At 70.8% G+C, this 23,098-nt stretch carries 23 protein-coding genes; 17 read left to right on the forward strand and 6 right to left on the reverse strand.

Going from position 1 to position 23,098, the window contains the following annotated elements; translation table 11 throughout:
• Nucleotides 1–92: 92 nt before the first annotated feature.
• From ACPPVO_RS11275 to ACPPVO_RS11310, 8 genes are all read left to right on the forward strand, one after another.
• Nucleotides 93–920, forward strand: a complete 828-nt coding sequence (locus tag ACPPVO_RS11275) for an IclR family transcriptional regulator (RefSeq protein ID WP_360383396.1) — start codon at nucleotides 93–95, stop codon at nucleotides 918–920.
• 481 nt (nucleotides 921–1,401) lie between these two features.
• The gene (locus tag ACPPVO_RS11280) at nucleotides 1,402–2,268 is read left to right on the forward strand and encodes a carbohydrate ABC transporter permease (RefSeq protein WP_426511154.1); all 867 of its coding nucleotides are present in this window, start codon (nucleotides 1,402–1,404) and stop codon (nucleotides 2,266–2,268) included.
• 110 nt (nucleotides 2,269–2,378) lie between these two features.
• The gene (locus tag ACPPVO_RS11285) at nucleotides 2,379–3,152 is read left to right on the forward strand and encodes a carbohydrate ABC transporter permease (RefSeq protein ID WP_426511155.1); all 774 of its coding nucleotides are present in this window, start codon (nucleotides 2,379–2,381) and stop codon (nucleotides 3,150–3,152) included.
• Between the two features lie 252 nt (nucleotides 3,153–3,404).
• Nucleotides 3,405–4,697 carry an ABC transporter substrate-binding protein gene (locus ACPPVO_RS11290; protein WP_426511156.1) on the forward strand — a complete coding sequence of 431 codons (1,293 nt, stop codon included), beginning with the start codon at nucleotides 3,405–3,407 and terminating at the stop codon, nucleotides 4,695–4,697.
• Nucleotides 4,698–4,824: 127 nt separating this feature from the next.
• A complete protein-coding gene (locus ACPPVO_RS11295; protein ID WP_426511157.1) occupies nucleotides 4,825–5,541 on the forward strand; it encodes an SDR family NAD(P)-dependent oxidoreductase in 717 nt (238 codons plus the stop codon).
• Complete coding sequence (locus ACPPVO_RS11300; RefSeq protein ID WP_426511158.1) at nucleotides 5,538–6,131, forward strand: bifunctional 4-hydroxy-2-oxoglutarate aldolase/2-dehydro-3-deoxy-phosphogluconate aldolase; 594 nt, start codon at nucleotides 5,538–5,540, stop codon at nucleotides 6,129–6,131. The genes ACPPVO_RS11295 and ACPPVO_RS11300 overlap by 4 nt, the downstream gene beginning before the upstream one ends.
• A gap of 27 nt (nucleotides 6,132–6,158) precedes the next feature.
• Complete coding sequence (locus ACPPVO_RS11305; protein ID WP_426511159.1) at nucleotides 6,159–7,388, forward strand: BNR-4 repeat-containing protein; 1,230 nt, start codon at nucleotides 6,159–6,161, stop codon at nucleotides 7,386–7,388.
• Nucleotides 7,388–8,542, forward strand: coding sequence for a family 16 glycosylhydrolase (locus ACPPVO_RS11310; protein WP_426511160.1), 1,155 nt, complete (start codon nucleotides 7,388–7,390; stop codon nucleotides 8,540–8,542). Before ACPPVO_RS11305 ends, ACPPVO_RS11310 begins: the two co-directional genes overlap by 1 nt.
• Before the next feature lie 212 nt (nucleotides 8,543–8,754).
• On the opposite strand, the gene ACPPVO_RS11315 is transcribed toward ACPPVO_RS11310, so the two are convergent.
• Both ACPPVO_RS11315 and ACPPVO_RS11320 read right to left on the reverse strand, forming a co-directional pair.
• A complete protein-coding gene (locus tag ACPPVO_RS11315) occupies nucleotides 8,755–10,176 on the reverse strand; it encodes an MFS transporter (protein ID WP_426511161.1) in 1,422 nt (473 codons plus the stop codon).
• Between the two features lie 136 nt (nucleotides 10,177–10,312).
• Nucleotides 10,313–10,888, reverse strand: a complete 576-nt coding sequence (locus ACPPVO_RS11320; protein WP_426511162.1) for a TetR/AcrR family transcriptional regulator — start codon at nucleotides 10,886–10,888, stop codon at nucleotides 10,313–10,315.
• Nucleotides 10,889–11,086: 198 nt separating this feature from the next.
• On the opposite strand from ACPPVO_RS11320, the gene ACPPVO_RS11325 reads away from it, so the two are divergent.
• Complete coding sequence (locus ACPPVO_RS11325) at nucleotides 11,087–13,321, forward strand: glycoside hydrolase family 6 protein (protein WP_426511163.1); 2,235 nt, start codon at nucleotides 11,087–11,089, stop codon at nucleotides 13,319–13,321.
• A gap of 71 nt (nucleotides 13,322–13,392) precedes the next feature.
• A complete protein-coding gene (locus tag ACPPVO_RS11330) occupies nucleotides 13,393–14,265 on the forward strand; it encodes an SCO6745 family protein (protein WP_426511164.1) in 873 nt (290 codons plus the stop codon).
• Here the strand turns inward: ACPPVO_RS11330 and ACPPVO_RS11335 are convergent.
• Together ACPPVO_RS11335 and ACPPVO_RS11340 are read right to left on the reverse strand one after the other, a co-directional pair.
• Nucleotides 14,231–14,506 carry a GNAT family N-acetyltransferase gene (locus tag ACPPVO_RS11335; protein ID WP_360394339.1) on the reverse strand — a complete coding sequence of 92 codons (276 nt, stop codon included), beginning with the start codon at nucleotides 14,504–14,506 and terminating at the stop codon, nucleotides 14,231–14,233. The two genes, ACPPVO_RS11330 and ACPPVO_RS11335, sit on opposite strands and share 35 nt — an antisense overlap.
• Nucleotides 14,507–15,472 carry a pirin family protein gene (locus ACPPVO_RS11340; RefSeq protein WP_426511165.1) on the reverse strand — a complete coding sequence of 322 codons (966 nt, stop codon included), beginning with the start codon at nucleotides 15,470–15,472 and terminating at the stop codon, nucleotides 14,507–14,509. It abuts the gene before it with no gap.
• Nucleotides 15,473–15,743: 271 nt separating this feature from the next.
• Between ACPPVO_RS11340 and ACPPVO_RS11345 the strand changes: the two genes are divergently transcribed.
• From ACPPVO_RS11345 to ACPPVO_RS11355, 3 genes are all read left to right on the forward strand, one after another.
• Nucleotides 15,744–16,436 (forward strand): ArsR/SmtB family transcription factor, encoded by a 693-nt coding sequence (locus ACPPVO_RS11345; protein WP_360394347.1) that lies wholly within the window; start codon nucleotides 15,744–15,746, stop codon nucleotides 16,434–16,436.
• Between the two features lie 49 nt (nucleotides 16,437–16,485).
• Entirely contained in the window at nucleotides 16,486–16,686 is a 201-nt protein-coding gene (locus ACPPVO_RS11350; protein WP_426511166.1) for a hypothetical protein, read from the forward strand.
• Between the two features lie 111 nt (nucleotides 16,687–16,797).
• The gene (locus tag ACPPVO_RS11355; RefSeq protein WP_426511167.1) at nucleotides 16,798–17,010 is read left to right on the forward strand and encodes a hypothetical protein; all 213 of its coding nucleotides are present in this window, start codon (nucleotides 16,798–16,800) and stop codon (nucleotides 17,008–17,010) included.
• On the opposite strand, the gene ACPPVO_RS11360 is transcribed toward ACPPVO_RS11355, so the two are convergent.
• Nucleotides 17,007–17,921: a glutathione S-transferase family protein gene (locus ACPPVO_RS11360; RefSeq protein ID WP_426511168.1), complete on the reverse strand. Its 915-nt coding sequence runs from the start codon at nucleotides 17,919–17,921 to the stop codon at nucleotides 17,007–17,009. The genes ACPPVO_RS11355 and ACPPVO_RS11360 overlap by 4 nt on opposite strands.
• Nucleotides 17,922–17,940: 19 nt before the next feature.
• Between ACPPVO_RS11360 and ACPPVO_RS11365 the strand changes: the two genes are divergently transcribed.
• The 4 genes from ACPPVO_RS11365 to ACPPVO_RS11380 are packed head-to-tail and all read left to right on the forward strand — an operon-like array spanning nucleotide 17,941 to nucleotide 21,364.
• Nucleotides 17,941–18,705: a crotonase/enoyl-CoA hydratase family protein gene (locus tag ACPPVO_RS11365; protein WP_426511169.1), complete on the forward strand. Its 765-nt coding sequence runs from the start codon at nucleotides 17,941–17,943 to the stop codon at nucleotides 18,703–18,705.
• Nucleotides 18,706–18,712: 7 nt separating this feature from the next.
• Entirely contained in the window at nucleotides 18,713–19,630 is a 918-nt protein-coding gene (locus tag ACPPVO_RS11370) for a serine/threonine dehydratase (RefSeq protein ID WP_426511170.1), read from the forward strand.
• Entirely contained in the window at nucleotides 19,617–20,165 is a 549-nt protein-coding gene (locus ACPPVO_RS11375) for a QsdR family transcriptional regulator (RefSeq protein WP_426511171.1), read from the forward strand. Before ACPPVO_RS11370 ends, ACPPVO_RS11375 begins: the two co-directional genes overlap by 14 nt.
• A complete protein-coding gene (locus tag ACPPVO_RS11380; RefSeq protein WP_426511172.1) occupies nucleotides 20,165–21,364 on the forward strand; it encodes an FAD-dependent oxidoreductase in 1,200 nt (399 codons plus the stop codon). The genes ACPPVO_RS11375 and ACPPVO_RS11380 overlap by 1 nt, the downstream gene beginning before the upstream one ends.
• On the opposite strand, the gene ACPPVO_RS11385 is transcribed toward ACPPVO_RS11380, so the two are convergent.
• Entirely contained in the window at nucleotides 21,361–22,968 is a 1,608-nt protein-coding gene (locus ACPPVO_RS11385) for an alkaline phosphatase D family protein (protein WP_426511173.1), read from the reverse strand. The two genes, ACPPVO_RS11380 and ACPPVO_RS11385, sit on opposite strands and share 4 nt — an antisense overlap.
• Nucleotides 22,969–23,098: the final 130 nt, after the last annotated feature.

Raw genomic sequence — 23,098 nt, forward strand, 5'->3', positions numbered from 1 at the left:
GCATCCTCACGATGCGGTTGACCGCTTGCAACATGCGGGATATCTTTCCGTATCGCGCAAGCAATTTCCAGAGTCGTGGCGAGAGAGGTCCGATGGCAGCGGATGCCGGAAGCAACCAGAGCGTCGACCGCGCGCTGACCGTCCTGCGAGTGTTCACGACCGGACGGAGCGAACTGCGCGTTTCTGACGTTGCCAAGCTCGCCGACCTCGGCCTGTCCACGGCCTCGCGCCTGCTGGGAACCCTGGAGGCGGCCGGGTTCGTCGACCGCGACCCGATCAGCGGGCTGTACCGCCTGGGCCTGGACACCGTCAGCCTCGGCGGCGCCGTGCTCAACGCGCATCCCGTGCACCGCGAGGCGCGCCAGATCGCGCAGAACCTTGCGGCCGAGGTCGGCCTCGGCGTCAACGTCGCGGTGCGCCGCGACATCCGCCTCTTCTACCTGCTCAACTTCGAGGGCCGCCAGGCGCCGCGCTCCTTCACCCTCGCCGGGCAGCACAATCCGTTGCACGCCACGGGGCTGGGCAAGGCGCTGCTCAGCGGCGTCGATCCGCGGGAGCGCCGGGAGGTGCTTCCGGGCCCGTTCTTCATGTCGTACACGCCGAGGACGATCACCGACCACGACGCGCTCGACACCGAGATCCAGCGGTCGCTGGCGCGCGGGTACTTCGCCGAGGTCGAGGAGCTCGCGCTGGGCCGCGCCTGTCTCGCCGCGCCGATCCGCGACGCAACCGGCGGCGTGGCTGCGGCGTTGTCCGTTTCCGGTCCGCTGTCGGCGATCGATCTGCCGAACCGCGAGCCGGAGCTGGCGCGAAGCGTCATCGAGGCCGCGGACTCGATAAGCATCGGCCTCGGCTACGTGGGCCCGGGCCACCAGGGCGCGTTCCCGGTCGGCATCGCCCGCGCGGAGGAGCCGCGATGAACGCCTTGATGCGCGTTTGCGCTCGGCCGCGTTCGGGCGGAGTTGCTGCGGTGCGCGAGCTGGTGTGCGTTTCTGCGCGGCGTCGTCCGCGCGGAGGTGTCGCGGTGCGCGAACTGGTGTGCGTTTCTGCGCGCCGTGGTCCGCGTTGTCCGCGCGGACATGCCACGGTGCGCGAGCTGGTGTGCGTTTCTGCGCGGCGTCGTCCGCGCGGAGGTGTCGCGATGAGCGAGCTGGTGCGCGTTTCTGCACGGCGCCGGCCGCGTGGAGAGGCTGCGGTGAGCGAGCCAGTTTGCGTTTGTGCAAGATGTCGTCCGCGCCGAGAGGTCGCGGTGCGCGGACCGGTGTGCGTTTCTGCACGGCACCGTGCGCCCGGCGATGTCGCGGTGAGCGCATCGGTGCGCGTTTCTGCACGGCGTCGTCCGCGCCGAGGAGTCGCGATGAATGACCAGTGCGCGTTTTCGTTCGAAATCGGGGAGCGGCGATGAAAGACCGCACCTTCGGCTTCCTGCTCACCCTGCCGGCTCTCGCGCTGTTGGGTGCCGTCGTGCTGTACCCCCTGGTCGGTGCCCTGTCCACCAGCCTGTTCCACCAGAGCCTGGTCCTGCCCGGCCGCTCCTTCGCCGGACTCGACAACTTCACCACCGTCCTGCACCAGAACTTCTGGCCCGTCCTCGGGCACACCGTCGTCTTCACCATCGGCTCGACGGTCGTGCCCGTGCTCATCGGCTTCGCTCTGGCCCTCGCGCTCAACTCGCGCATCCGCGGCCGTGCGGTGCTGCGCGGTCTGTTCCTGATGCCGTGGGTCATCCCGGGTGTCGTCGTGTCGTTCATCTGGCTGTGGATTTTCAATGCGAACTATGGGCTGCTCAATGGGTTGCTGACGACGATGCATCTGGTGGATGAGCCGGTGTCGTGGTTGGGGCAGCCGGGTACGGCGATGGCGGCGATCGTGGTGGCGAAGTCGTGGGCGAGTTTCCCGTGGATCATGGTGATGTTGCTGGCGGGTCTGCAGACGGTGCCGGCGGCGTTGCATGAGGCGGCGGCGCTGGATGGTGCGGGTGCGGTGGCGCGGTTCTGGCATGTGACGTTGCCGCATCTGCGGGGGATTCTCGGGATTGTCGTGCTGCTCGAGGTGATCTGGAATGTGCAGCACTTCGACATGATCTATGTGCTCACGGGTGGTGGGCCGGCCGGCTCGACGACGACGTTCGCCGTCGCGGTGTACGACACCGCCTTCAAAGCCTTCGACCTCGGCACCGCCAGTGCCCTCGGCGCCCTCTGGCTGGTGCTCATTCTGGGGCTGACCGTCGTTTATGTGCGCCTGTCCGAGCGGGGTGAGCGGGCATGACTGTGCAGGAACTTGTGCGTGTTGAAGCCGGCCCCGAGCAACGGCCTGCCCTGCGTAAGCCTCGGCGGCCACGTACGTTTCTCGCTGCCAGCACCGTTGCGATAATCGGGGTGTTTGCGTTCGGGCCGATCTACTGGGTCCTGGTCACCGCGCTCACGCCTACGCAGGAAGTGTTCCGGTTTCCGCCGCACTTCGTGCCCGACCACATCACGTTCGAGCACTTCGGGAACATCTTCCAAAATCCCAAGCTGCTGCGGTACCTGCTGAACTCGCTCATCGTCTCGGCGCTCACCGCGGTGCTCACCGTCATCGTGTCCGCCTACACCGGTTATTCGTTCGCGAAGTTCCGGTACCGCGGCCGCCGTTCGCTCATGTACCTCGTGCTGGCCTCGCAGATGTTTCCGCAGGCCCTGCTGCTCATCACGTTGTACCTCGTGTTCAGTCAGGCCGGTCTGCTCAACTCGTACCTGGCGCTGATTCTGTCCTTCACCACCTTCACGCTGCCGCTGTGCGTGTGGATGCTGAAGGGCTTCTTCGACACCATCCCCGATGAGCTCATCGAGGCGGCGAAGGTCGACGGGGCCGGGCAGGGTGCGATCATCCATCGCATTCTGCTGCCGGTCTCGCTGCCCGGCCTCGTCGCCACGGGACTGTTCGCGTTCATCCGCGGCTGGAACGACTTCATTTTCGCCCTGACGCTTGCCGGGCCTGACAAGCAGACGCTGCCGCCGGGTCTGGTGAATACGTTCCTCGGCGAGTTCGAGACGGCCTGGCCCGATCTCATGGCGGCCTCCCTCGTCGTGTCCCTCCCTGTCGTCATCGGCTTCACCGTTCTGCAGCGCTATCTCGTCGCCGGCCTGACCTCCGGCGCTGTAAAAGGCTGAACACCCCAGAAAGACGTGAGAAGGCTGAGCCACCAGAAAGACGTGGAGAGGCTGAGCCGTCAGAGACGTGGAGAGGCTGAGCCGCCAGAGACGCTGACAGGCTTAGCCGCTCGGAAAGACGTGCAAAGGGCTGAGCCGCCCCCGGGACGACGTGGAGGGGCTTGGCCACCCCGGGAAGACGTGCAAAGACGTGCAGGGCTGAGCACCCCGAACAGACGCTCAGGACGCCCCTAGGACCGAAAAGAGTCGCAAATGGACATCACTCGACGCTCGTTTCTGAGCGCACTCGGCATATCAGCAAGCGCTGCCGCTCTCGCCGCGTGCGCGCCGTCTACCAGCGCGCCCACCCCGGCCGGCTCCGAAGGCCTCAAGGATGACGGGGTGAAGGAGTTTCCGTTCACGTCGTGGTCGTTCAACGAGGCGGTGACGAAGCAGCCGATGCAGGATGCGATCGATAAGTACAGTGCCGCGAATGCCGGTGTGAAGATCACGACGCCGTCGTATCCGTACAACGATTATCTGAATCAGTTGCTGTTGCAGGTGCAGGGTGGTCAGTTGAAGGGGGCGATCCAGCTCGATGTGGCGTGGCTGGCGACCCTGGCGGCGACGGGGAAGTTGGTGGATCTGCGGAGTGTGGTGGGCGGGCTGGATTATGCGCCGGCGGCGTTGGCGTTGGGGCAGTCGAACGGGGTGCAGTACGGGTTGCCGTGGACGTTCGCCGGGATCGGGCTGATCGCCAACAACGAGTTGCTGACGCGGGCGGGGGTGACGGCTCCGCCGAAGACGGTGGCCGAGTTCGAGGCGGCGTTGACGGCGGTGAAGGGGCTCGGGAACGGGATTGTGCCGTGGGCGGGTATGACGAAGGTGGACCAGCTCAAGGATGTCATTCCGTGGATGTGGGAGTTCGGGTCGCCGATTGTGCGGGACAACCGGATTGTGATCGGGGATGACGGCAGTGTTGAGGCGTTGACCTGGTATAAGAAGTTGTATGACCAGAAGCTGATCGCGCCGGATGTGAACCGGGTTGATGCGCGGGCGTTGATGTCGCAGGGGAAGACCGCGTTCTATGAGGATGCGATCGGTGGGAAGGCGACGGTGACGAAGTCGTCGCCGGACAAGGATCTTGCGGCGAAGTTGCAGCCGGTGGCGCGGCCGGTGAAGGCCGGTGGGGACAAGCCTCGGCATCTGGCCTGGGGTCAGGTGATCGCGGTGATGAACGGTGCGGGGGCGGCCGCGGCGGCGAACTTCGCGAAGACGGTCACCACCGATAAGGGGTATGCGGTGGACTGGTTCACCAGGACGGGGTTGCCGCCGACGACGAATGCGGGTTTGGCGGATACGGCGGTGAAGAACGACAAGTTCGCGACCGATTTCAGTGCGCAGATCGGTGCGAACTCCAGTGCCAGCCCGTTCTGGGGGTATCCGCAGTTCTCGCAGATGGAGAAGGTCCTCGCCGAGGAGGTGCAGTCGATCCTCATCGGCAAGAAGACGCCGAAGGACGCGCTCGCCTCGGCCCGCGACCGGATGAACGCGCTCATCAAGTGAGCGTCGCACGAGACAAGTGAGCACCGCATGAGACAAGTGAGCACCGCATGAGACAAGTGAGCACCGCATGAGACAAGTGAGCACCGCATGAGACAAGTGAGCACCGCATGAGGCAAATGAGCGTCGCATGACAGTGGTGGTGACGGGCGCGGCCGGCGGCATCGGGTCGGCGGTCGCGGCCCGGCTCGCCGCCGACGGCTACCAGGTCCACGGCGTCGACCGCGCCGACGGCGACCTCACCACCGAGGAAGGCGTGCGGGCCGCGCTCGCCGATGCCGGCCTGGTGAAGGCCCTTGTTCATTGCGCCGGGATCACCGCCGGTGCCCCCGCGCACGAGACCACCCTCGAAGCCTGGCACCACGTCATGGACACCAACGTCACGTCCGCGTTCCTGTGCGCCCGCGCCGTCCTGCCCGCCATGATGGCCGCCGGCCACGGCGTCATCATCACCATCGGCTCCATCCACGCCACCCGCCACTTCCCCGCCCTGCCCGCCTACAGCGCATCCAAAGCCGCCCTCGCCGCCCTCACCCGCCAGCTCGCCGTCGACTACGCCCGCCACGGCATCCGCGCCGTCACCATCGCCCCCGCCTGGGTCCGCACCCCCGACACCGAAACCCGCCTCACCGACCCCGACGACCTCGCCCGCCTCACCGAAACCCAGCACCTCGGCACCCCCGACGACATCGCCGCCGCCGTCGCCTACGTCCTCACCGCCCCACATCTGACCGGCACCGAACTCGTCCTCGACGGCGGCGCCGGCGCGGCCCAGACCGCCGCCCTGCTCCGCCCCGGACCACGGGGCAAGCTCGGCCTGCCACCGCTCCAGGAGGGACAGTCATGACGTTCGACGAGCTGCTGCACGGACGGCCGCTGGTCGCCATTCTGCGCGGCGTGCCCGTCGCGCGGGCGCTGGAGCTGGCGCGGGCGGTGTGGGACAGCGGGCTGGGCGTGGTGGAGGTACCGATTCAGACGCCCGAAGCTCTCGACTGCCTTCGGGCGCTCGCGGAGGCCGCACCGCCCGGGGCCCTCGTCGGGGCGGGCACCGTCCGCAGCGCCGAGCAGGTCGAGCGGGCGGTCGCGGCCGGGGCCCGGTTCACCGTCGCGCCCGGCCTCGACCTCGACGTCGTGCGGTCCAGCCTCGACGCCGGGCTGCCGCACCTGCCCGGGGTCGCGACCGCCTCCGAGGTGCACCACGCGCTCAACGCCGGCTGCGGCTGGCTCAAGGCGTTCCCGGCCGGCTCGCTCGGGCCGGGCTGGCTGCGCGAGATGCGCGGCCCGTTCCCCGAGGCGCGGTTCGTCGCGACCGGCGGGGTCGACGCCGGCAACGCCCGTGAGTACCTCGCCGCGGGCGCGGGGGCCCTCGGCGTCGGCGGTGCCGTCACCCGCGAGGGCGGCCTGGCCCCGCTGCTGGAGGTCCTCCGAGCCCCCTGACCCAACAATGCCCGACGAAAGGGTCACATGCGAAGAGTCGCCCTGGTCGCCGCCACCGCCACGGCCGCGACCCTCCTCGCCGTGCCCGCGAACGCCGCCCCGGCCGCGGTCACGCTCGTGCCGTACCCCATCGACAGTTCCAACCAGGCCGCGTGGTGGTCGCCGTTGGACACCTACAACGCGTACGCGTACCTCGCCTTCAACGAGCCCGGCGCCCAGGCCGGCACGCACAAGGTCGCCATCGCCCGCCGCGACGGCGCCGGGAACTGGACGAAGCTGCCCGTCATGAACGGCTCCGCGCAGGCGGAGTACACCGACGACGACGGACACAACCAGCCGTCCGTCGCGCGCGACGGCAGCGGCCGGTTCCACGTCTTCGCCAGCATGCACAACAACGTCTGGCGGTACTTCCGCTCCGACACCGTCGGCGGCAGCCCCACGCTGCACAGCGCCGACCTGCCCGACCAGGGGATCGGGGTCACCTATCCGGTGCTCACCACCGCCCCGAACGGCGACCTGTACCTGATCGCACGCCTCGACGGCGTCCAGTCGGCCGGGCGCTCGGGCCGGCTGTACCGCTGGGACAACGCCGCCTCGGCGTGGACCCGGGTCGCGGTCTTCGCCGAGAGCGCCAACCGGGCCGTGTACCCCGACGACCTGCAGTTCGACGCGGCCGGGAACCTGCACATCCTGTGGGAGTGGGGGCTGTGGCCGGCGACCGCCTTCCGCCATCAGCTCAGCTACCTCGTGTACCACCCCTCGACCGGCACGTTCAGTGACCACAGTGGAGCATCCGTGGCCGTGCCCGTCAGCACCGGCACGGCCGACGTCATCCAGCCCGTCGAGACCGGCGAGGTGTACCAGGGCAACGACGGCACCGGGCCGGCCGTGCAGAGCGCCAAGCTGACGCTTGACGGTTCGAGCCCGAAGGTGGCGTACCGGTACCGCAGCAGCAGTAATTTCAACGTCCGCTATGCGTATGTGTCCGGCGCGGCCTGGGCGCGCGAGACCGTCTACGACGCCGCGCAGACCAGCGCCGCCGTCGACATCACCTGGGACGGCGCCAAGCGCGTCTACTTCTCGACCACCGCCGGGGCCATGTACGTCGCCACGAAACCCGGCACCGCCTGGACCACCGCCGCGGTCGCGCCCGGGCTGCCCATCACGCGCTTCGCCGTCGAGCGCACCAGCGCCGGCGTCGACATGCTCTACCTCGTCGACCTGACCAACCTGCGCCTGTACTACGGGAGGAACTGATGCGCCGCCTCGTCACCGTGACCCTCACCGCCGCGCTGCTGCTGACCCCGGCCGCCGTCGCGCACGCCGACCCCGCCGGGACCGGCTGGACCCTCGTGTTCTCCGACGACTTCAACGCGTCCACCGTGGACACTGCGAAGTGGAACTACCGCACCGACAGCAAGGCCTACAGCACGCAGCGGCCGGAGAACGTCTCCGAGAGCGGCGGCGCGCTGAACATCGCGCTGAAGAAGGAGACCTTCGGCGGCAAGGACTACACCGGCGGCGGCGTGGTGTCGAAGCAGGCGCTGCGGTACGGCTACTACGAAACGCGCGCGAAGCTCAACGACGGCGCCGGCTGGCACAGCAGCTTCTGGATCATGTCGGGCGACGGCTCGACCACGTTCCCGGCCTCGCAGCGCACCGAGATCGACGCGTTCGAGATCGACTCGATCACGCCGAACCGCATCCACCACGGCGTGCTGACGTGGAAGGGCAGCGGGGTCTCGGCCGGCAAGGCGTACGGCACCACGTACAACAGCTCCACAGTGGACACCCGCGACTGGCACACGTACGGCCTGGACTGGTCGGAGACGAGCGCGAAGTTCTATGTGGACGGCGTGCTCGCCTACACCGCGCCCTACCTGCCGAGCGACTGGACGCACGACTACACCAACGTCTGGCTCACGAGCATCGCCTACGGCTCGGTCCCGGACGCGACCAAGCTGCCGGCGACGGTCCAGTTCGACTACGTGAAGTACTGGCAGAAGGACTACTACCTCGACAACGACGGCCCGGCCGCCTACGGCTACTCCGAGACCGGCACGTGGGCCGACTCGACCCTGACCGGCTGGACGGTGGCGTCCCCGACCCGCTACTCGGCGTGCGGCGGCGCGGGCAACACGGCCACGTGGCGACCGAACCTGCGCGCGGCCGGCGATTACCAGGTGTACTACTACAAGCTCGCGGCGGCGAACAGCGACCCGTCCACGCGGCTGGACGTGACCCACGGCGGGACCGTCTCGACCACGACGGTGAACGGCACCGCGGGCGCGTCGGGCTGGGTGAGCCTGGGCACGTACGCGTTCGCGGCCGGCACCGCGGGCTCGGTCAAGCTGACGAGCTCGGGCACCGGCTGCGCCCGCGCGGACGCGGTGAAGTTCGTCCGCGTCTAGGGGCTGTATCGAAGTGGATGGCCGGGCTGCGGCGGACTCAGACGCCGCCGGGAACCACCCCGGTCACACCCCGATACAACCCGGTATCGGGGCGCGCCCGGCGCGGCCTCAGCCGACGCCTGAGCCTCGCCTCGCTCCGACCCCCACTTCGATACAGCCCCTAGACGGAAGGCGCCGGGCTCCGCTCAGGGAGCCCGGCGCCTTCCGGTCGGTCAGCCGAAGTGGGCCGGGGCCGCCTCGATCGTCGACGTCGTGGCGTCCGTCTTCGGGTTGCGCACCATGACGATCACGACCACCGTCGCCACGGCCAGCAGGACGGCGCTCGCGGTGAAGGCCACGTTGTACCCGTGGATCGCCGCGTGGGCCTGCAGCAGCTGCGCCCCCGCCGCGCCGCCCGAGGCCGCCGACGCCGCGTGGTCGGTCACGTAGCCCGCCAGCGCCGTCGTGAAGATGGTGTTCAGCAGGGCGGTGCCCAGGGAGCCGCCCACCTGCTGGGTCGTGTTCACCATCGCGCTCGCCACGCCCGCGTCGTGGTTGGCCACGCCCTGCAGGGCGAGGCTCGACATCGGGACGAAGACCAGGCCCATGCCCAGGCTCATCGCGACGAACGACGGCAGGATCTGCACCGCGTAGCTGGAGTCGAGGTCGAGCCGGGTCAGCCAGACCATCGCCGCCGTGGCCAGGACGCCGCCGACGGACATGAGGATCTTCGGGCCGGTGCGGGGCAGCAGGCGGGAGGCGATCACGGCCGCGGCGATGATGCCGCCCGAGAAGGGCATGTAGGCCACGCCGCTCTTCATGGCCGACCAGCCCAGGGTCTGCTGCAGGTAGAACGTCATGAACAGGAACATGCCCAGCATGCCCGCGCCGAGCAGGACCGACACCAGGTACGACGCGCCGCGGTTGCGGTCGAAGAGCACGCGCAGCGGCAGCAGCGGGTGGGCGGTGCGCGACTCCCAGAACAGGAACGCGCCCAGCAGGGCGACCGCCGAGGCGAGCCAGGTGACCGTCACGCTCGAGCTCCAGCCGTCCGTCGCGGCCTTGGTGAAGCCGTACACGAGGGCGACCTGGCCCGCGGTCACCAGCACGGCGCCGGGGATGTCGTAGCGGGTGTCGCCGGACGCCTTGCTCTCCCGCACCAGCGGCACGGCCGCGGCGAAGGCGAGGATGGCGATCGGGATGTTCACCAGCAGGCACCAGCGCCAGTCCGCGTACTCGGTGAGCACGCCGCCGGCGAGCAGGCCGATCGCGGCGCCGCCGCCGGAGATGCCACCGAACACGCCGAACGCCTTGGCCCGCTCCTTGGCCTCGGTGAACGTGACCGTGATGAGCGACAGGGCGGCCGGGGCGAGCAGGGCGCCGAAGAGGCCCTGCAGGCCGCGGGCGGCGAACAGGGTGCCCGCGTTCACCGCGGCGCCGCCCAGCGCCGAGGCGCCCGCGAAGCCGAGCAGGCCGATGAGGAACGTCCGCTTGCGGCCGAAGTAGTCCGCGATCCGCCCGCCGAGCAGCAGCAGGCCGCCGAAGGTCAGCGTGTACGCCGTGACGATCCACTGCCGGTCGGCGGTGGAGATGTGCAGCGCCTCCTGGGCCGAGGGCAGCGCGATGTTCACGATCGTCGCGTCGAGCACGACCATGAGCTGCGCGACCGCGATGACCGCCAGCGCGAGCCAGCGGCGCGGATCAGGAGGGACAAAAGAAGATGATTTAACGGTTATGTCCGGCGTCAGGACAGCGTCGTTCGGCACAAAAGCCTCCAAGGCCCGCGAAAAGTCAGGAACGCGTGAGAATCGGGATCAGTACGCCGTCGACGAGGTGCTCCACGAAGGCCTGGTCCAGAGGCCCGTTCTGCCACATGCGCCGGCTCGTGACCATCGCATGCAGCACCTCGTGCAGCAGCTCCGCGGAGGTGCCCGGGGCAACCTCGCCGCGCTCGGCCGCACGCCGGAGCATCGACTCGTACATCCCGTGCTTGGTGGAGTACGCACAGCGGAACATGCACTCGGCCAGCTCGGCGTTGTGCGTCGCCGCCGTGAGCAGCCCGGTGAAGACCGCCCCGTCCGCCCCCTCGGCCGCCGCGCACACGGCGCTGAGCTGGGCGTGCAGGTCGCCGCGCAGCGAGCCCGTGTCGGGGGCCTCCACTGCCCCGCCGAACCGGTGCTCGACCGCCTCCATGACCAGCTCCGGCTTGCTCGGCCAGCCCCGGTAGATGGTCGCCTTGCTCGCGCGGGCCCGCGCCGCCACGGCGTCCATCGTCATCCGGTCGTAGCCGACCTCGCCGAGCAGCTCGAACACGGCGCCGCAGATCGCGGCGCGGCGGTCGGCCTTGGTCGAAGTCGAAGCGGTCACGTGATCGAACGTAGCGCGGCCCGCAAGCGAAACGAAACGGTTTCGTACACCTCTTGTGTGATCGGTGCCACTCGTAATTTTCATGGGGTGAACGCAGGTGAAACGGCCTGCGGACAACGCGTAGTTGACGTCCGGGAGCGCTCCCGCGCAGCTTGAGCGGGCCAGAACTGCCCAACTCCATCGAGTAGGAGCACCAAGATGAGGCGAAAACTCGCCATCGTCTCGATCGCCGCTGTCGCGGCAACCGGCGGCGCCATCGCCGTCATGCAGCCCGCACTCGCCGCGACCGGCTGCAGCGTCAAGTACACCGTCACCAACCAGTGGCCCGGCGGCTTCGGCGCCTCGGTGGAGATCACCAACACCGGTGACGCCCTCACGAGCTGGAGCCTCGGCTGGGACTTCGTCGCCGGCCAGGGCATCCAGCAGATGTGGCAGGCGGTCCCGACCGTCTCCGGCCTGCACGTCACCGCCAAGAACGAGTCCTACAACGGCGCCGTGCCCAGCGGCGGCAAGGTCGCGTTCGGCTTCAACGGCTCCTGGACCACCGCCAACCCGGTCCCGGGTGCGTTCACCCTCAACGGCGCCGCCTGCAACGGCGGTACCACCACCAACCAGGCCCCGACCGTCAGCCTGACGAGCCCGGCCGCCAACGCCACGTTCTCCGCCCCGGCCACGATCGGCATCGCCGCCAACGCCGCCGACGCCGACGGCACGGTCGCCAAGGTCGAGTTCTACAACGGCTCGACGCTGCTGGGCACCGACACCTCGGCCCCATACAGCTACTCCTGGGCCGGCGTCGCCGCGGGCTCGTACACCCTGACCGCCAAGGCGTACGACAACATGGGCCTGTCCACGGCCAGCACCGCGGTGCCGGTCACGGTCACCACCGGAGGCGGCAACGGAGCCCCGAGCGTCGCGCTGACCAGCCCGACCGCCGGCTCCACGTTCACCGCCCCGGCCACGGTCGCGCTCGCCGCGACCGCATCCGACAGCGACGGTACCGTCACCAAGGTCGACTTCTACAACGGCACCACGCTGCTCGGCTCGGACACCACCGCGCCGTACACGTACTCCTGGACCGGCGTCGCCGCCGGCAACTACACCGTCTCGGCCAAGGCGACCGACAACGCCGGCAACACCACCAGCACCAGCGGTACCGCCATCACCGTCACCACCGGCGGCGACACGGGCTCCCACGTCGACAACCCGTACGTCGGGGCCAAGGGCTACGTGAACTCCGACTGGTCCGCGCTCGCCGCGGCCGAGCCGGGCGGCAGCCGCGTCGCCAACACCTCGACCGCCATCTGGATCGACCGGATCGCCGCGATCACCGGCGCCAACGGGGCCAAGGGCGTGCGGGCGCACCTCGACGCCGCGCTCGCACAGGCCGCCGGCGGCACGCCCGTCGTCATCGAGTTCGTCATCTACGACCTGCCCAACCGCGACTGCGCGGCACTGGCGTCCAACGGCGAGCTGAAGGTCTCGGAGAACGGGCTGGCCCGGTACAAGACCGAGTTCATCGACCCGATCGCCGCGATCATGAGCGACTCGAAGTACAGCAGCCTCCGCATCGTCAACGTGGTGGAGGACGACTCGCTGCCGAACCTGGTCACCAACCTCGGCCTCGCCAACTGCGCCGAGGCCAACAGCAGCGGCGCCTACGTGCAGGGCATCCAGTACGCCCTGAACAAGCTGCACAAGAACAACATCTACAACTACCTCGACATCGGCCACCACGCCTGGCTCGGGTGGGACAGCAACCTCGGCCCCGCCGTCACCCTGATGGCCAACACCGTCAAGGGCACCACGGCCGGCTTCAACAGCGTCGACGGCTTCATCTCGAACACGGCGAACTACTCGGCCCTGACCGAGCCGTACTTCACCATCACCACCCAGGTCGGCGGCCAGTCCATCCGCCAGTCCAAGTGGGTCGACTGGAACCAGTACGTCGACGAGCTCAGCTTCACCCAGGGCTTCCGCAACGCCCTGATCACCGCCGGCTTCCCCTCGACGCTCGGCATGCTCATCGACACCTCGCGCAACGGCTGGGGCGGCACCGCCCGGCCCGCCGGCCCGAGCACCTCGACCGACGTGAACACGTTCGTCAACGGCAGCCGCATCGACCGGCGCATCCACGCCGGCAACTGGTGCAACCAGAGCGGTGCAGGCCTGGGTGAGCGGCCGCGGGCGACCCCGGCCACCGGCATCGACGCCTACGTCTGGATCAAGCCCCCGGGCGAGTCCGACGGCTCCAGCACGGCCATCGCCAACAGCGACGGCAAGGGCTTCGACCGCATGTGCGACCCGACATACACCGGCAACAGCCTCAACGGCAACAACCTGACCGGTGCGCTCCCGAACTCCCCGCTCTCGGGCGCGTGGTTCTCGGGCCAGTTCCAGCAGCTCATGACCAACGCCTACCCGGCGCTCTGACCGGGCGGCTGTGACAAAGTAGCGGGCCCCGGCGGTACTGCCGGGGCCCGCTCCCGCCTATCGTCAGGCCCATGACGACAGAGCTGTCCACCGAGAGCCGCCTCTGGGCGCTCTACGAGCCACTGCACGCGGTCAGCTACTTCGCTCCCGCCGGCCGGGCCGCCTTCGAGGAGGCCGGCCTGCGCGGTTTCTGGCGGGGGTACTTCGCCGGGCGCAGCGCCCCCCTCGGGCCGGTCAACGCCGCCCCCGTGGTCGCCGCCTTCTACAGCTTCGCCCCGCAGATGGTCGAGCGGGCCCTGCCCGAGCTCTGGACCCGAATCACCCCCGAGGCCGCCCTGACCGCGCGGCTCGACGGCGCCCGCCGCGCCCTCGCCCCGGCCGTGGAGGGCCTCGAGGGCATCGAGGAGGCCGCCGCGCTCCTGCGCGAGGCCGCGTCCGCCGCCGAGATCTACGGCCGCGTACTCGCCGCGGCCAACGCCGCCCTGCCCTGGCCCGGCGACACGCTCGGCATCGTCTGGCAGGCCGCCACGATCCTGCGCGAGCACCGCGGCGACGGCCACCTGGCCGCCCTGCTCATGGAGGGGCTCGACGGCTGCGAGGCGATGGTCTGGCGGGTCGCGCTCAACAACGGGCGCGGGCGCAAGATGGCCCAGCCGGCCCGCGGCTGGACCGACGAGGAGTGGGACGCCGCCCGCGACCGGCTCCACCAGCGCGGCTACCTCGACGGCGAGGGCACGGCGACACCGAAGGCGCACCAGGCGTACCGAACCCTGGAAGAAACCACCGACCAGCTGGCCGCACGCCCGTGGCAGGCGCTCGGACGCGAGCGGACCGAGCGCCTGGCGGCGCTGCTCACCCCGGTCACCGACCGGATCAACGCGGAGCTCGCGCCGTTCTACCCGAACTGGATCAAGCTGCCGATGCCAGCTCGGGATGCTTCTTGAGGTAGGCCGAGATGAACGGGCACTGCGCGACGATCCGCAGCCCCCGGTCATTGGCCAGGGTCAGGGCGCCGTTGGCGAGCTTGCTGCCGACGCCCTGGCCCTCGAACGCCGAGTCGACCTCGGTGTGGGTGAAGACGATCGACTCGCCGTCGAGCCGGTAGTACGCCAGCCCGGCGCGCTCACCGTCGACGCGAATCTCGAAACGGTGCTGCTCGGCGTTGTCACTGACCTGGAAGTCCACTCAGGACGCCTCTCCCCTAACGTCGGCGTGCGCCGCGGGGATGCTGCCGAGCCGACCGGCCTGGTAGTCCTCGAACGCCTGCATGACCTCGGCCTTGGTGTTCATGACGAACGGACCATACGCCACGACGGGCTCGCGGATCGGCTGACCGCCGAGGAACAGCACGTCCATGCTCTGCTTCGCATCGGCCGCGACCGTGATGGTGTCACCCGCGCCGAAGACCGCGAGCTGGCCCAGCTCGACCGGGCGGCCCTTGGCACCGACGGTGCCCTTGCCGGCCATGACGTAGGCCAGGGCGTTGAAGTCGGGGCGCCACGGCAGGGTGAGGGAGGCACCGGCGGAGAGCGTCGCGTGCACGAGGGTGATCGGCGTGTAGGTGACGCCGGGGCCGGCGTGCCCGTCCAGATCGCCGGCGATGACGCGCAACAGTGCGCCGCCGTCCGGGGATGCGAGCAGCGAGACCTGGCCGCCGCGAATGTCCTGGTACCGCGGGGCGACAAGCTTGTTGGTCCTGGGCAGGTTCACCCACAGCTGGAACCCGTGGAAGAGACCACCGCTCACGACGAGATGCTCTGGCGGCGTCTCGATATGTAAGATCCCGCTTCCAGCTGTCATCCATTGAGTGTCGCCGTTGGTGATCGTGCCGCCGCCGCCGTTGGAGTCGTGGTGAACGAACTCCCCGTCGATGATGTAGGTGACCGTCTCGAAGCCCCGGTGCGGGTGCCACGGGGTTCCCTTCGGTTCGCCCGGCGCGTAGTCCACCTCACCCATCTGGTCCATGTGGATGAACGGGTCGAGGGCGCGCAGCTCGACCCCGGCGAAGGCGCGACGGACGGGGAAGCCCTCACCCTCATAGCCCTTGGGTGCGGTCGTAACCGATACCACGGGCCGTGGCCGCGCGGCCACGCGGTCGGGCTCGGCGACACGAGGTAGCGCGAGGACGTTATCGGTGGTGACGGCTGGCATGGGAACCCCTCCTTGGAAGGCGTGGATGCTGTGCCTCCGCCTCAACGATAGTTGCAAGGCGAGTATTCCGCAACGCAACTAACGACCGAAGTTTGCCCTCCCGGCCCGGAGCGGCACCGAGGGCGGCTCAGGAAGGCGCTGGGAAGGCCGGATCGCGGAAGGCGCCGTCGGCGGGAACCGCCGTGAGCCGCGCTGGGTCGAAGCCGCGTCGGCCGCGCCTGCTCGCGACCGTTCGTCGGGGGCCGAAGGGTTCGTGGGGAAGATTGGGAGCATGAGTACCGACGCCGGGGGGCTTGCCGCGCTCGCCACGCTGCTCGCCGATGAGACCCGCGCCGCGATGTGCCTGGCGCTGCTCGACGGGCGCGCCTGGACCGCCGGTGAGCTGGCCGCGCACGCCGGGGTCGCCCGGTCCACGGCCACCGAGCACCTCGACCGGCTGGTCGGCGGCGGGCTGCTCGCCGAGGAACGGCAGGGGCGGCATCGGTACCTCCGGCTGGCCGACGCCTCCGTCGCGCACCTGATCGAGGATCTCTCCGCGCGCCTCGAACCGGCGCAGGCGCCGCCCCGGGGCCTGCGCCAGGCGACCGCCACGGCCGCGATGAAGCGCGCCCGCACCTGCTACGACCACCTGGCCGGCGAGCTCGGCGTGGCCGTGGCCGACGCGATGACGGCGCGCGGGCTGCTGGAGCAGCAGGCCGGGTTCGCGCTGACCGGGGCGGGCGTCGAGTGGCTCACGGCCGGGGCCGGGATCGACCCGGCGGCGTTGCAGGCCCGGCGCCGCCCGCTGGCCCGCGGCTGCCTGGACTGGACCGAGCGGCGCCCGCACCTGGCCGGGGTGGCCGGGGCGCGGCTGTGCGAGCGGTTCCTGGAGCAGCGCTGGGTCGTGCGGATCGGCTCCACCCGCGCGGTGAAGGTGACGCCGGAGGGGCGGGCCGGCCTCCACGCGCTGCTGGGCATCGATTAGCGGAAGGCGCCTCTGGGTAGACAGCGGTCAACTGATTAGGGAGGCCATCGTGTTCGCTGTGATCGCCGCGATCCTGTTCGCGGTAGCCCTGCTGCTCGACCTGCTCGGCGTCGACTCCGGCCCGATCTTGGACGTCGGGACGCTGAGCCTGGCCGGCTTCCTGTGCATCGCCCTGCACCTGGCGGGCGCGGGCGCCTGGACCTCGAGCCGCTGGAGCAACCGCCGCCGCCGCGGGTACGCGCGCCGATAAAGGGCGCACGCCGATAAAGGCTGGGCTCCCGACAAGCCCGGGCGCCGATAAAGGCCGGGCGCCGATAAAGGCCGGGCGCCGATGAAACCGGGCGCCGGTACCCTGGCCGCCATGGACGCCCTGCGCGCGCTCGTGCTCGTGTTCGCGATCCTCGCCGTCGTGCTCGGCGGGCTGGTGCTGCTGGCCCGCCGGGTCCGGCGCCGCAACCTGCACGGCGGGCTGCTGAGCGTCGCCGAGGAGATCTACCTGCCCTCGGCGAACCGGCTGCGCGGCGAGATCCAGGCCGAGGTACGCCAGGCCGGGCCGTCGGGGGAGAAGCCCTAGACGGTCCAGACCGACAGGTCGGGGCCGACCGGCACGACGCCCGACGGGTTCAGGTGGGCGTGGGTGACGTAGTAGTGGCGCTTGATCTGGTCGAAGTCGACGGTCTCGCCGAAGCCCGGGGTGTTGTACAGCTCCCGCGCGTACCGCCACAGGTTCGGCATCTCGCTGAGCTTGTTCCGGTTGCACTTGAAGTGGTTGTGGTAGACCGCGTCGAAGCGCACCAGCGTCGTGAACAGCCGCACGTCGGCCTCGGTGATGCGGTCGCCGAAGAGGAAGCGGCGGGTCGACAGGCGGTCCTCCAGCGCGTCGAGGCGGGCGAACAGGCGCTCGTACGCCTCCTCGTAGGCCTCCTGGGTGGCGGCGAAGCCGCAGCGGTACACCCCGTTGTTGACGTCGGTGAAGACGTCGTGCATCAGCTGCTCCATCTCGGGCCGCACGTCGGGCGGGAGCAGCTCCGCGTGCCGGGTGGCCAGCGGCGCCCACTCGGTGGAGAAGTCCAGCGTGATCTGCGGGTAGTCGTTGGTGACCACGCAGCCGCTGACGGTGTCGATGATCGCGGGCACGGTCACGCGGCCCTCGTAGGCGGGGTCGGTGTCGGCGTACGCCTCGGCGAGGTACTCGATGCCGAGCACCGGGTCGCGCCCGCCGGGGTCGAGGCCGAAGCGCCAGCCGCGCTCGTCGCGGATCGGGTCGACGGTGCCGAGCGACAGGGACTGGTCGAGCCCGAGCAGCCCGCGCACGATCACCGCGCGGTGCGCCCACGGGCAGGCACGGGACCAGATCAGCCGGTACCGGCCGGCCTCCAGCGGCCACCGTCCGTGCTCGTCGGGGCCGCCGCCGGGCCCCGAGGCGGACTCGGCGCTGACCCGGCCGGTGAACCGGTTGGGCTGACGGACGAACTCGCCGCGCATAGGTAGAACACTAGCCCGCATGAGTGTGACTGTTGAACGCCGCGACCGCGTGCGAACCGTGATCCTGGACCGGCCCGAGACCCGCAACGCGGTCGACCGGGCCACCGCCGAGGCCCTCGCGGCCGCCTTCCGCGACTTCGACGCCGATCCGGAAGCCGACGTGGCCGTGCTTTGGGGCGCCGGTGGCAGCTTCTGCGCCGGCGCCGACCTCAAGGCGGTCGCCGCGGCGCAGGGCAACCGGGTCGAGCCCGACGGCGACGGGCCCATGGGGCCGACCCGGATGCGGCTGTCCAAGCCGGTGATCGCGGCCGTGTCCGGGCACGCGGTCGCCGGCGGCCTGGAGCTGGCGATCTGGTGCGACCTGCGGGTCGTGGAGGAGGACGCGGTCTTCGGGGTGTACTGCCGCCGCTGGGGCGTCCCGCTGGTCGACGGCGGCACCGTGCGGCTGCCGCGGCTGATCGGCGCCGGGCGGGCGCTCGACCTGATCCTGACCGGCCGGCCCGTCGACGCCGCGGAGGCGCTGCGCATCGGCCTGGCCGACCGCGTCGTGCCGCGTGGGACCGCACGCGCGGCCGCGGAGGCGCTCGCCGCCCAGCTGTCCGCGCTGCCGCAGGAGTGCCTGCGCAACGACCGGATCTCGACGTACGACTCCATGGGCCGCAGCATCGAGGACGGTCTCGCGATCGAGCACCGGCTCGGGGTGGCCTCGCTGGCGAGTGGCGCATTGCACGGTGCGGCCCGGTTCGCGGCCGGTGAGGGGCGCCACGGTGCGGGTCTAGGGTGATCGGGTGGTGGTGAACAGGGATGACGTCCAGGCGGCGGCGCGGCGGATCGGGTCCTACGTGCGGCATACGCCCGCCTACGAGGTGCGCCCCGGCCTGTGGTTCAAGCTCGAGCTGCTGCAGCACAGCGGGTCGTTCAAGGCGCGCGGCGCGTTCAACCGCATCCTCGCCGCCCGTGAGGCCGGCGAGCTGCCCGAGTCCGGCGTCGTCGTCGCGTCCGGCGGCAACGCGGGCCTCGGGGTGGCCTACGCCGCCGCCGTGCTCGGGGTGCCCGCCGAGGTGTTCGTGCCGGTGACCGCGCCCGCGACGAAGGTGGCGCGGCTGCGCGAGCTCGGCGCGCGGGTGCAGCAGCACGGCCGGGAGTACGCCGAGGCCTACGCCGCCTCCGCGATCCGGGTCGCCGAGACCGGGGCGCTGTTCGTGCACGCCTACGACCAGCCGGAGGTCGTCGCCGGGCAGGGCACCCTCGGGCTGGAGCTGCCGCCGTGCGACACGGTGCTCGTCGCGGTCGGCGGCGGCGGGCTCGTCGCCGGGGTCGCGGCCGCCCTCGGCGACCGGGCGCGGGTCGTGGCCGTCGAGCCGGAGGGGGCGCCGACGCTGCACGCCGCCCTGGCCGCAGGGGCGCCGGTGGACGTCGCCGTGGACAGCGTGGCCGGCGACTCCCTCGGGGCCCGCCGGGCGGGCGCGATCGCGTTCGATCTTGCGGTACACCACAAGGTTGAGAGCATTCTCGTGAGTGACGCGGCGATCGTCGAGGCCCGCCGCCGGCTGTGGCACGAGCACCGCCTCGCGGTGGAGCACGGGGCCGCGGCCGCGCTCGCCGGGCTGGAGCTCGTCGCCGCCCCCGGCACCGCGGTGGTGGTCCTGTGCGGGGCGAACACAGACCCGGCGACGCTGTACGCCGAGCCGGCCCATGCCGCCGGATGAGGTCTTCGACGCGGCGCTGAAGCGGTTCCTCGCCCAGCAGCGCGTCGACATGCGCTCGCTCGCCGCCGAGCTCGGCATCGGCCGGGCCACCCTCTACCGGCGCGCGGGCGGGCGGGACCAGGTGCTGGGGCATGTGCTGTGGTACCTCACCGACCGCAACCTCGACCGGGCCGTCCGCGCGGCCGAGGGGCGCCGCGGGGCGGAGCGGATCGTGGCCGTGATCGGCCACTTCCTCAACGCCGTGAAGGACCAGCCCGCCCTGCGGCACTTCCTGGCCACCGAGCCCGAGGCGGCGCTGCGCATCCTCACCTCCAAGCGCGGCATCGTGCAGGGGCGGGTCGTGGACCACCTCGAGGGGCTGATGCGCGACGAGATCGCGGCCGGGAGTTTCGCACCCCGGCTTGATGCGCGCACGCTGGCGTTTGTCCTCGTGCGAATCGGGGAGAGCTTTCTGTATGCCGACGCCATCGCGGACGGCGAGCCGGACGTGGAACAGGCACTGGAGATCATCGGGCGGTTGCTGGAAGGATCCTGATGCTGGTCAAGGCGGACGTATGCGTCGTCGGCGGCGGACCCGCCGGTCTGGTTCTCGCGCTGCTGCTGGGGCGGCGCGGCATCGACACCGTGGTGCTGGAGAAGCACGAGACGTTCCTGCGGGACTTCCGCGGCGACACCGTGCACCCCTCGACGCTGCAGCTCATGGACGAGCTCGGCCTCGGTGAGGACCTCGAGCGGCTGCCGCACCGCGTCGTGCGCCAGATCGAGCTCACCTATTCGAACTCCGGGGATGACGGGGGCACGTTCCGCCCGGTCGACTTCGAGCGCCTGCGCGTCGCCCACCCGTACGTGATGATGCTGCCCCAGTGGGACTTCCTCGAGCTGCTCGCGGAGCACGGGGACTTCGCGCTGTACCGCCGCTGCGAGGTGGTCGCCGTCAACCGCCGGGAGCGCCGCGTGACCGGCGTGACCGCGCGGACGCCGCAGGGCCCGGTCGAGGTCGCGGCGCCGCTGACGGTGGCCTGCGACGGGCGCAACTCGACGGTACGGCGGGAGCTCGGCCTGAAGTCGAAGGACTTCGGCGCCCCGATCGACGTGCTGTGGTTCCGGCTGCCCCGGTCGCCGTCCGACCCCGAGGGCCTGGCCGGGCGCGTGGCCGACGGCCGGCTCTTCATCGGCATCGACCGCGGCGACTACTGGCAGCTCGGCTGGGTGGTACCGAAGGGCGGCGACCGGGTCCTCCGCGCGGCCGGGCTGGAGGCGTTCCGGGCCGGGATCGCGCAGAGCGTGCCGTACCTGGCCGACCGCGTCGGCGAGCTGCGCGACTGGGACCAGGTGCGCACCCTGACCGTGCGTATGGACCGGCTGTACCGCTGGCAGGTCCCCGGCGCCCTGCTCATCGGCGACGCGGCGCACGCGATGTCCCCGGTCGGCGGGGTCGGCATCAACCTCGCCATCCAGGACGCGGTCGCCGCCGCCCGCGTCATCGGCGACGCCTTCGAGCGCGGCGCGCCGCCCACGGAGCGGGAGCTGGCCGCGGTCCAGCGCCGCCGAGCGCTGCCGACCGCGGGCACGCAGCTCGTCCAGCGGGGCCTGCAGCGGGCGGTGCTGGCCCCGGCGGTGACCGGCCGCCCGAGCCGGCCACCGCTGCCCGTCCGCTTGCTGGACCGCTACCCGCCGCTGCGCACCATCCCGACCCGGGTGATCGGCGTCGGCCTGCGGCCCGAGCACGTCTAGGAGGACACGAGGCGGGACACGCCAGCGTTGACCTTGAAGGAGCGCACCTTCGAGGCGGTGGTGCGGGGGTCGGTGCGCTCCTTGACGTGGTACCAGTCCATCCGGCACGATTCCGGCCGCACCTCGAGCACGCCGTAGCCGTGCCCGTCCAGCTCCGCCCACTTCACGTGCGGGTTCGCCGCGTGCACGATGCTCGCCGCGATCGGCCCGACCAGCCCCGGCGGCACGCCGACGAAGTCGTTGACGTTGTCGCTGGTCACCGACGGAACCACGAACTCGACCGCGGTGGGGGAGTTGAGCGTGGACAGGGTGGTGAGCTCGTTGGCCCAGCTGGAGTGGATGTCGCCGGTGATCAACACGGTGTCGCGGACGTTGTTCGCCCGCAGATGGTTGACCAGTTCGTCACGGTCGGCGTTGTACCCGTCCCACTGGTCCGTGTTGATCGCGTACCCGTTGGACGGGATGCCCAGCAGCTTGCCGACGGGGCCGAGCAGCCAGGCGGGCAGCGTGCCGACGTCGACCCGGGCGATCATGTCGGGGTTGCCGACGATCTTCCACTGGGCCGTGGACGCGGCGAGGCCCTGCTTGAGCCAGGCCATCTGGTCGTCGCCGGTGATGGTGCGCGCGGGGTCGTCGACGGCGGCGCCGGAGGCCTGCTGGGAGCGGTACGAGCGCAGGTCCAGCATGCTGAGCTCGGCGAGCTTGCCGAACTGGAGGCGGCGGTAGATGTGGCCTTCACCAGACTCCGGATCAAAGGCCAGGCGGACCGGCATCCACTCGGCGTAGGCCTGGCGGGCCGCCGCCACCCGGGCGGCGAAGGAGCCCTCGGTCGCCGGGTCGTGGTTCTCGGCGCCGCCGGCCCACATGTCGTTGGCGACCTCGTGGTCGTCCCACGTGATGATCCACGGCACCGCGGCGTGCAGGGCCTGCGCGTCGGGATCGGTCTTGTACTGCGCGTGCCGGATCCGGTAGTCGGCGAGCGAGATGATCTCGTGGGTGGGCTGGGCCTGGCGTACGACGGTGCCGCCGGCCGTGAAGCCGCCCGAGGCGTACTCGTACAGGTAGTCGCCGAGGTGCACGACGGCCTGCAGGTCGCCGCGCTGGGCGAGCAGCCGGTAGGGGGCGAAGTAGCCGGCCTCCCAGTTCGAGCAGGACACGACGCCGAGCCGCAGCAGGGCCACGGCCGCGTCGGTGGCGGGGGCGGTCAGGGTGCGGCCGGTCGGCGACCACCGGCCGGCGACGCCGAAGCGGTACCAGTACGTCGTGGCCGCCTGCAGCCCCCGCACGTCGACCTTGACGGTGTGGTCGCGCTCGGGGCCGGTGGTGACCTCGCCCGAGCGCACGACGCCCGCGAAGCTGGCGTCGGTGGCGATCTGCCAGGTGACGGTGGTCGTGGGCCCGGCGCCCGACCCCGGGGCCGACTGGGCGTCGGGGGTGACCCGGGTCCACAGCAGGATGCCGTCGGGCAGGGGGTCGCCGGAGGCCACGCCGTGCAGGAAGAGCGGGCTCGCCGCGGTGGCGTCGCCCGCGACGGCGACGGCGGCCGCGGTGGCCCCGCCGGCGATCAGCAGCGCGCGCCGGGTGAGGGCAGCATCGACAGTCATGGTTGCCGTTTGTACGCCGACCGGTTACTCGGCAGTACCCATTCGAATGGAAGTTGCGGCGAACGAGCGATGTCGCCTGGCGAAAATTAGTACATGTCGGATTTGTCCATAGACCACGGAGACTGCTACT

The organism is Dactylosporangium sp. McL0621 (assembly GCF_049995355.1).
GTDB lineage: Bacteria > Actinomycetota > Actinomycetes > Mycobacteriales > Micromonosporaceae > Dactylosporangium.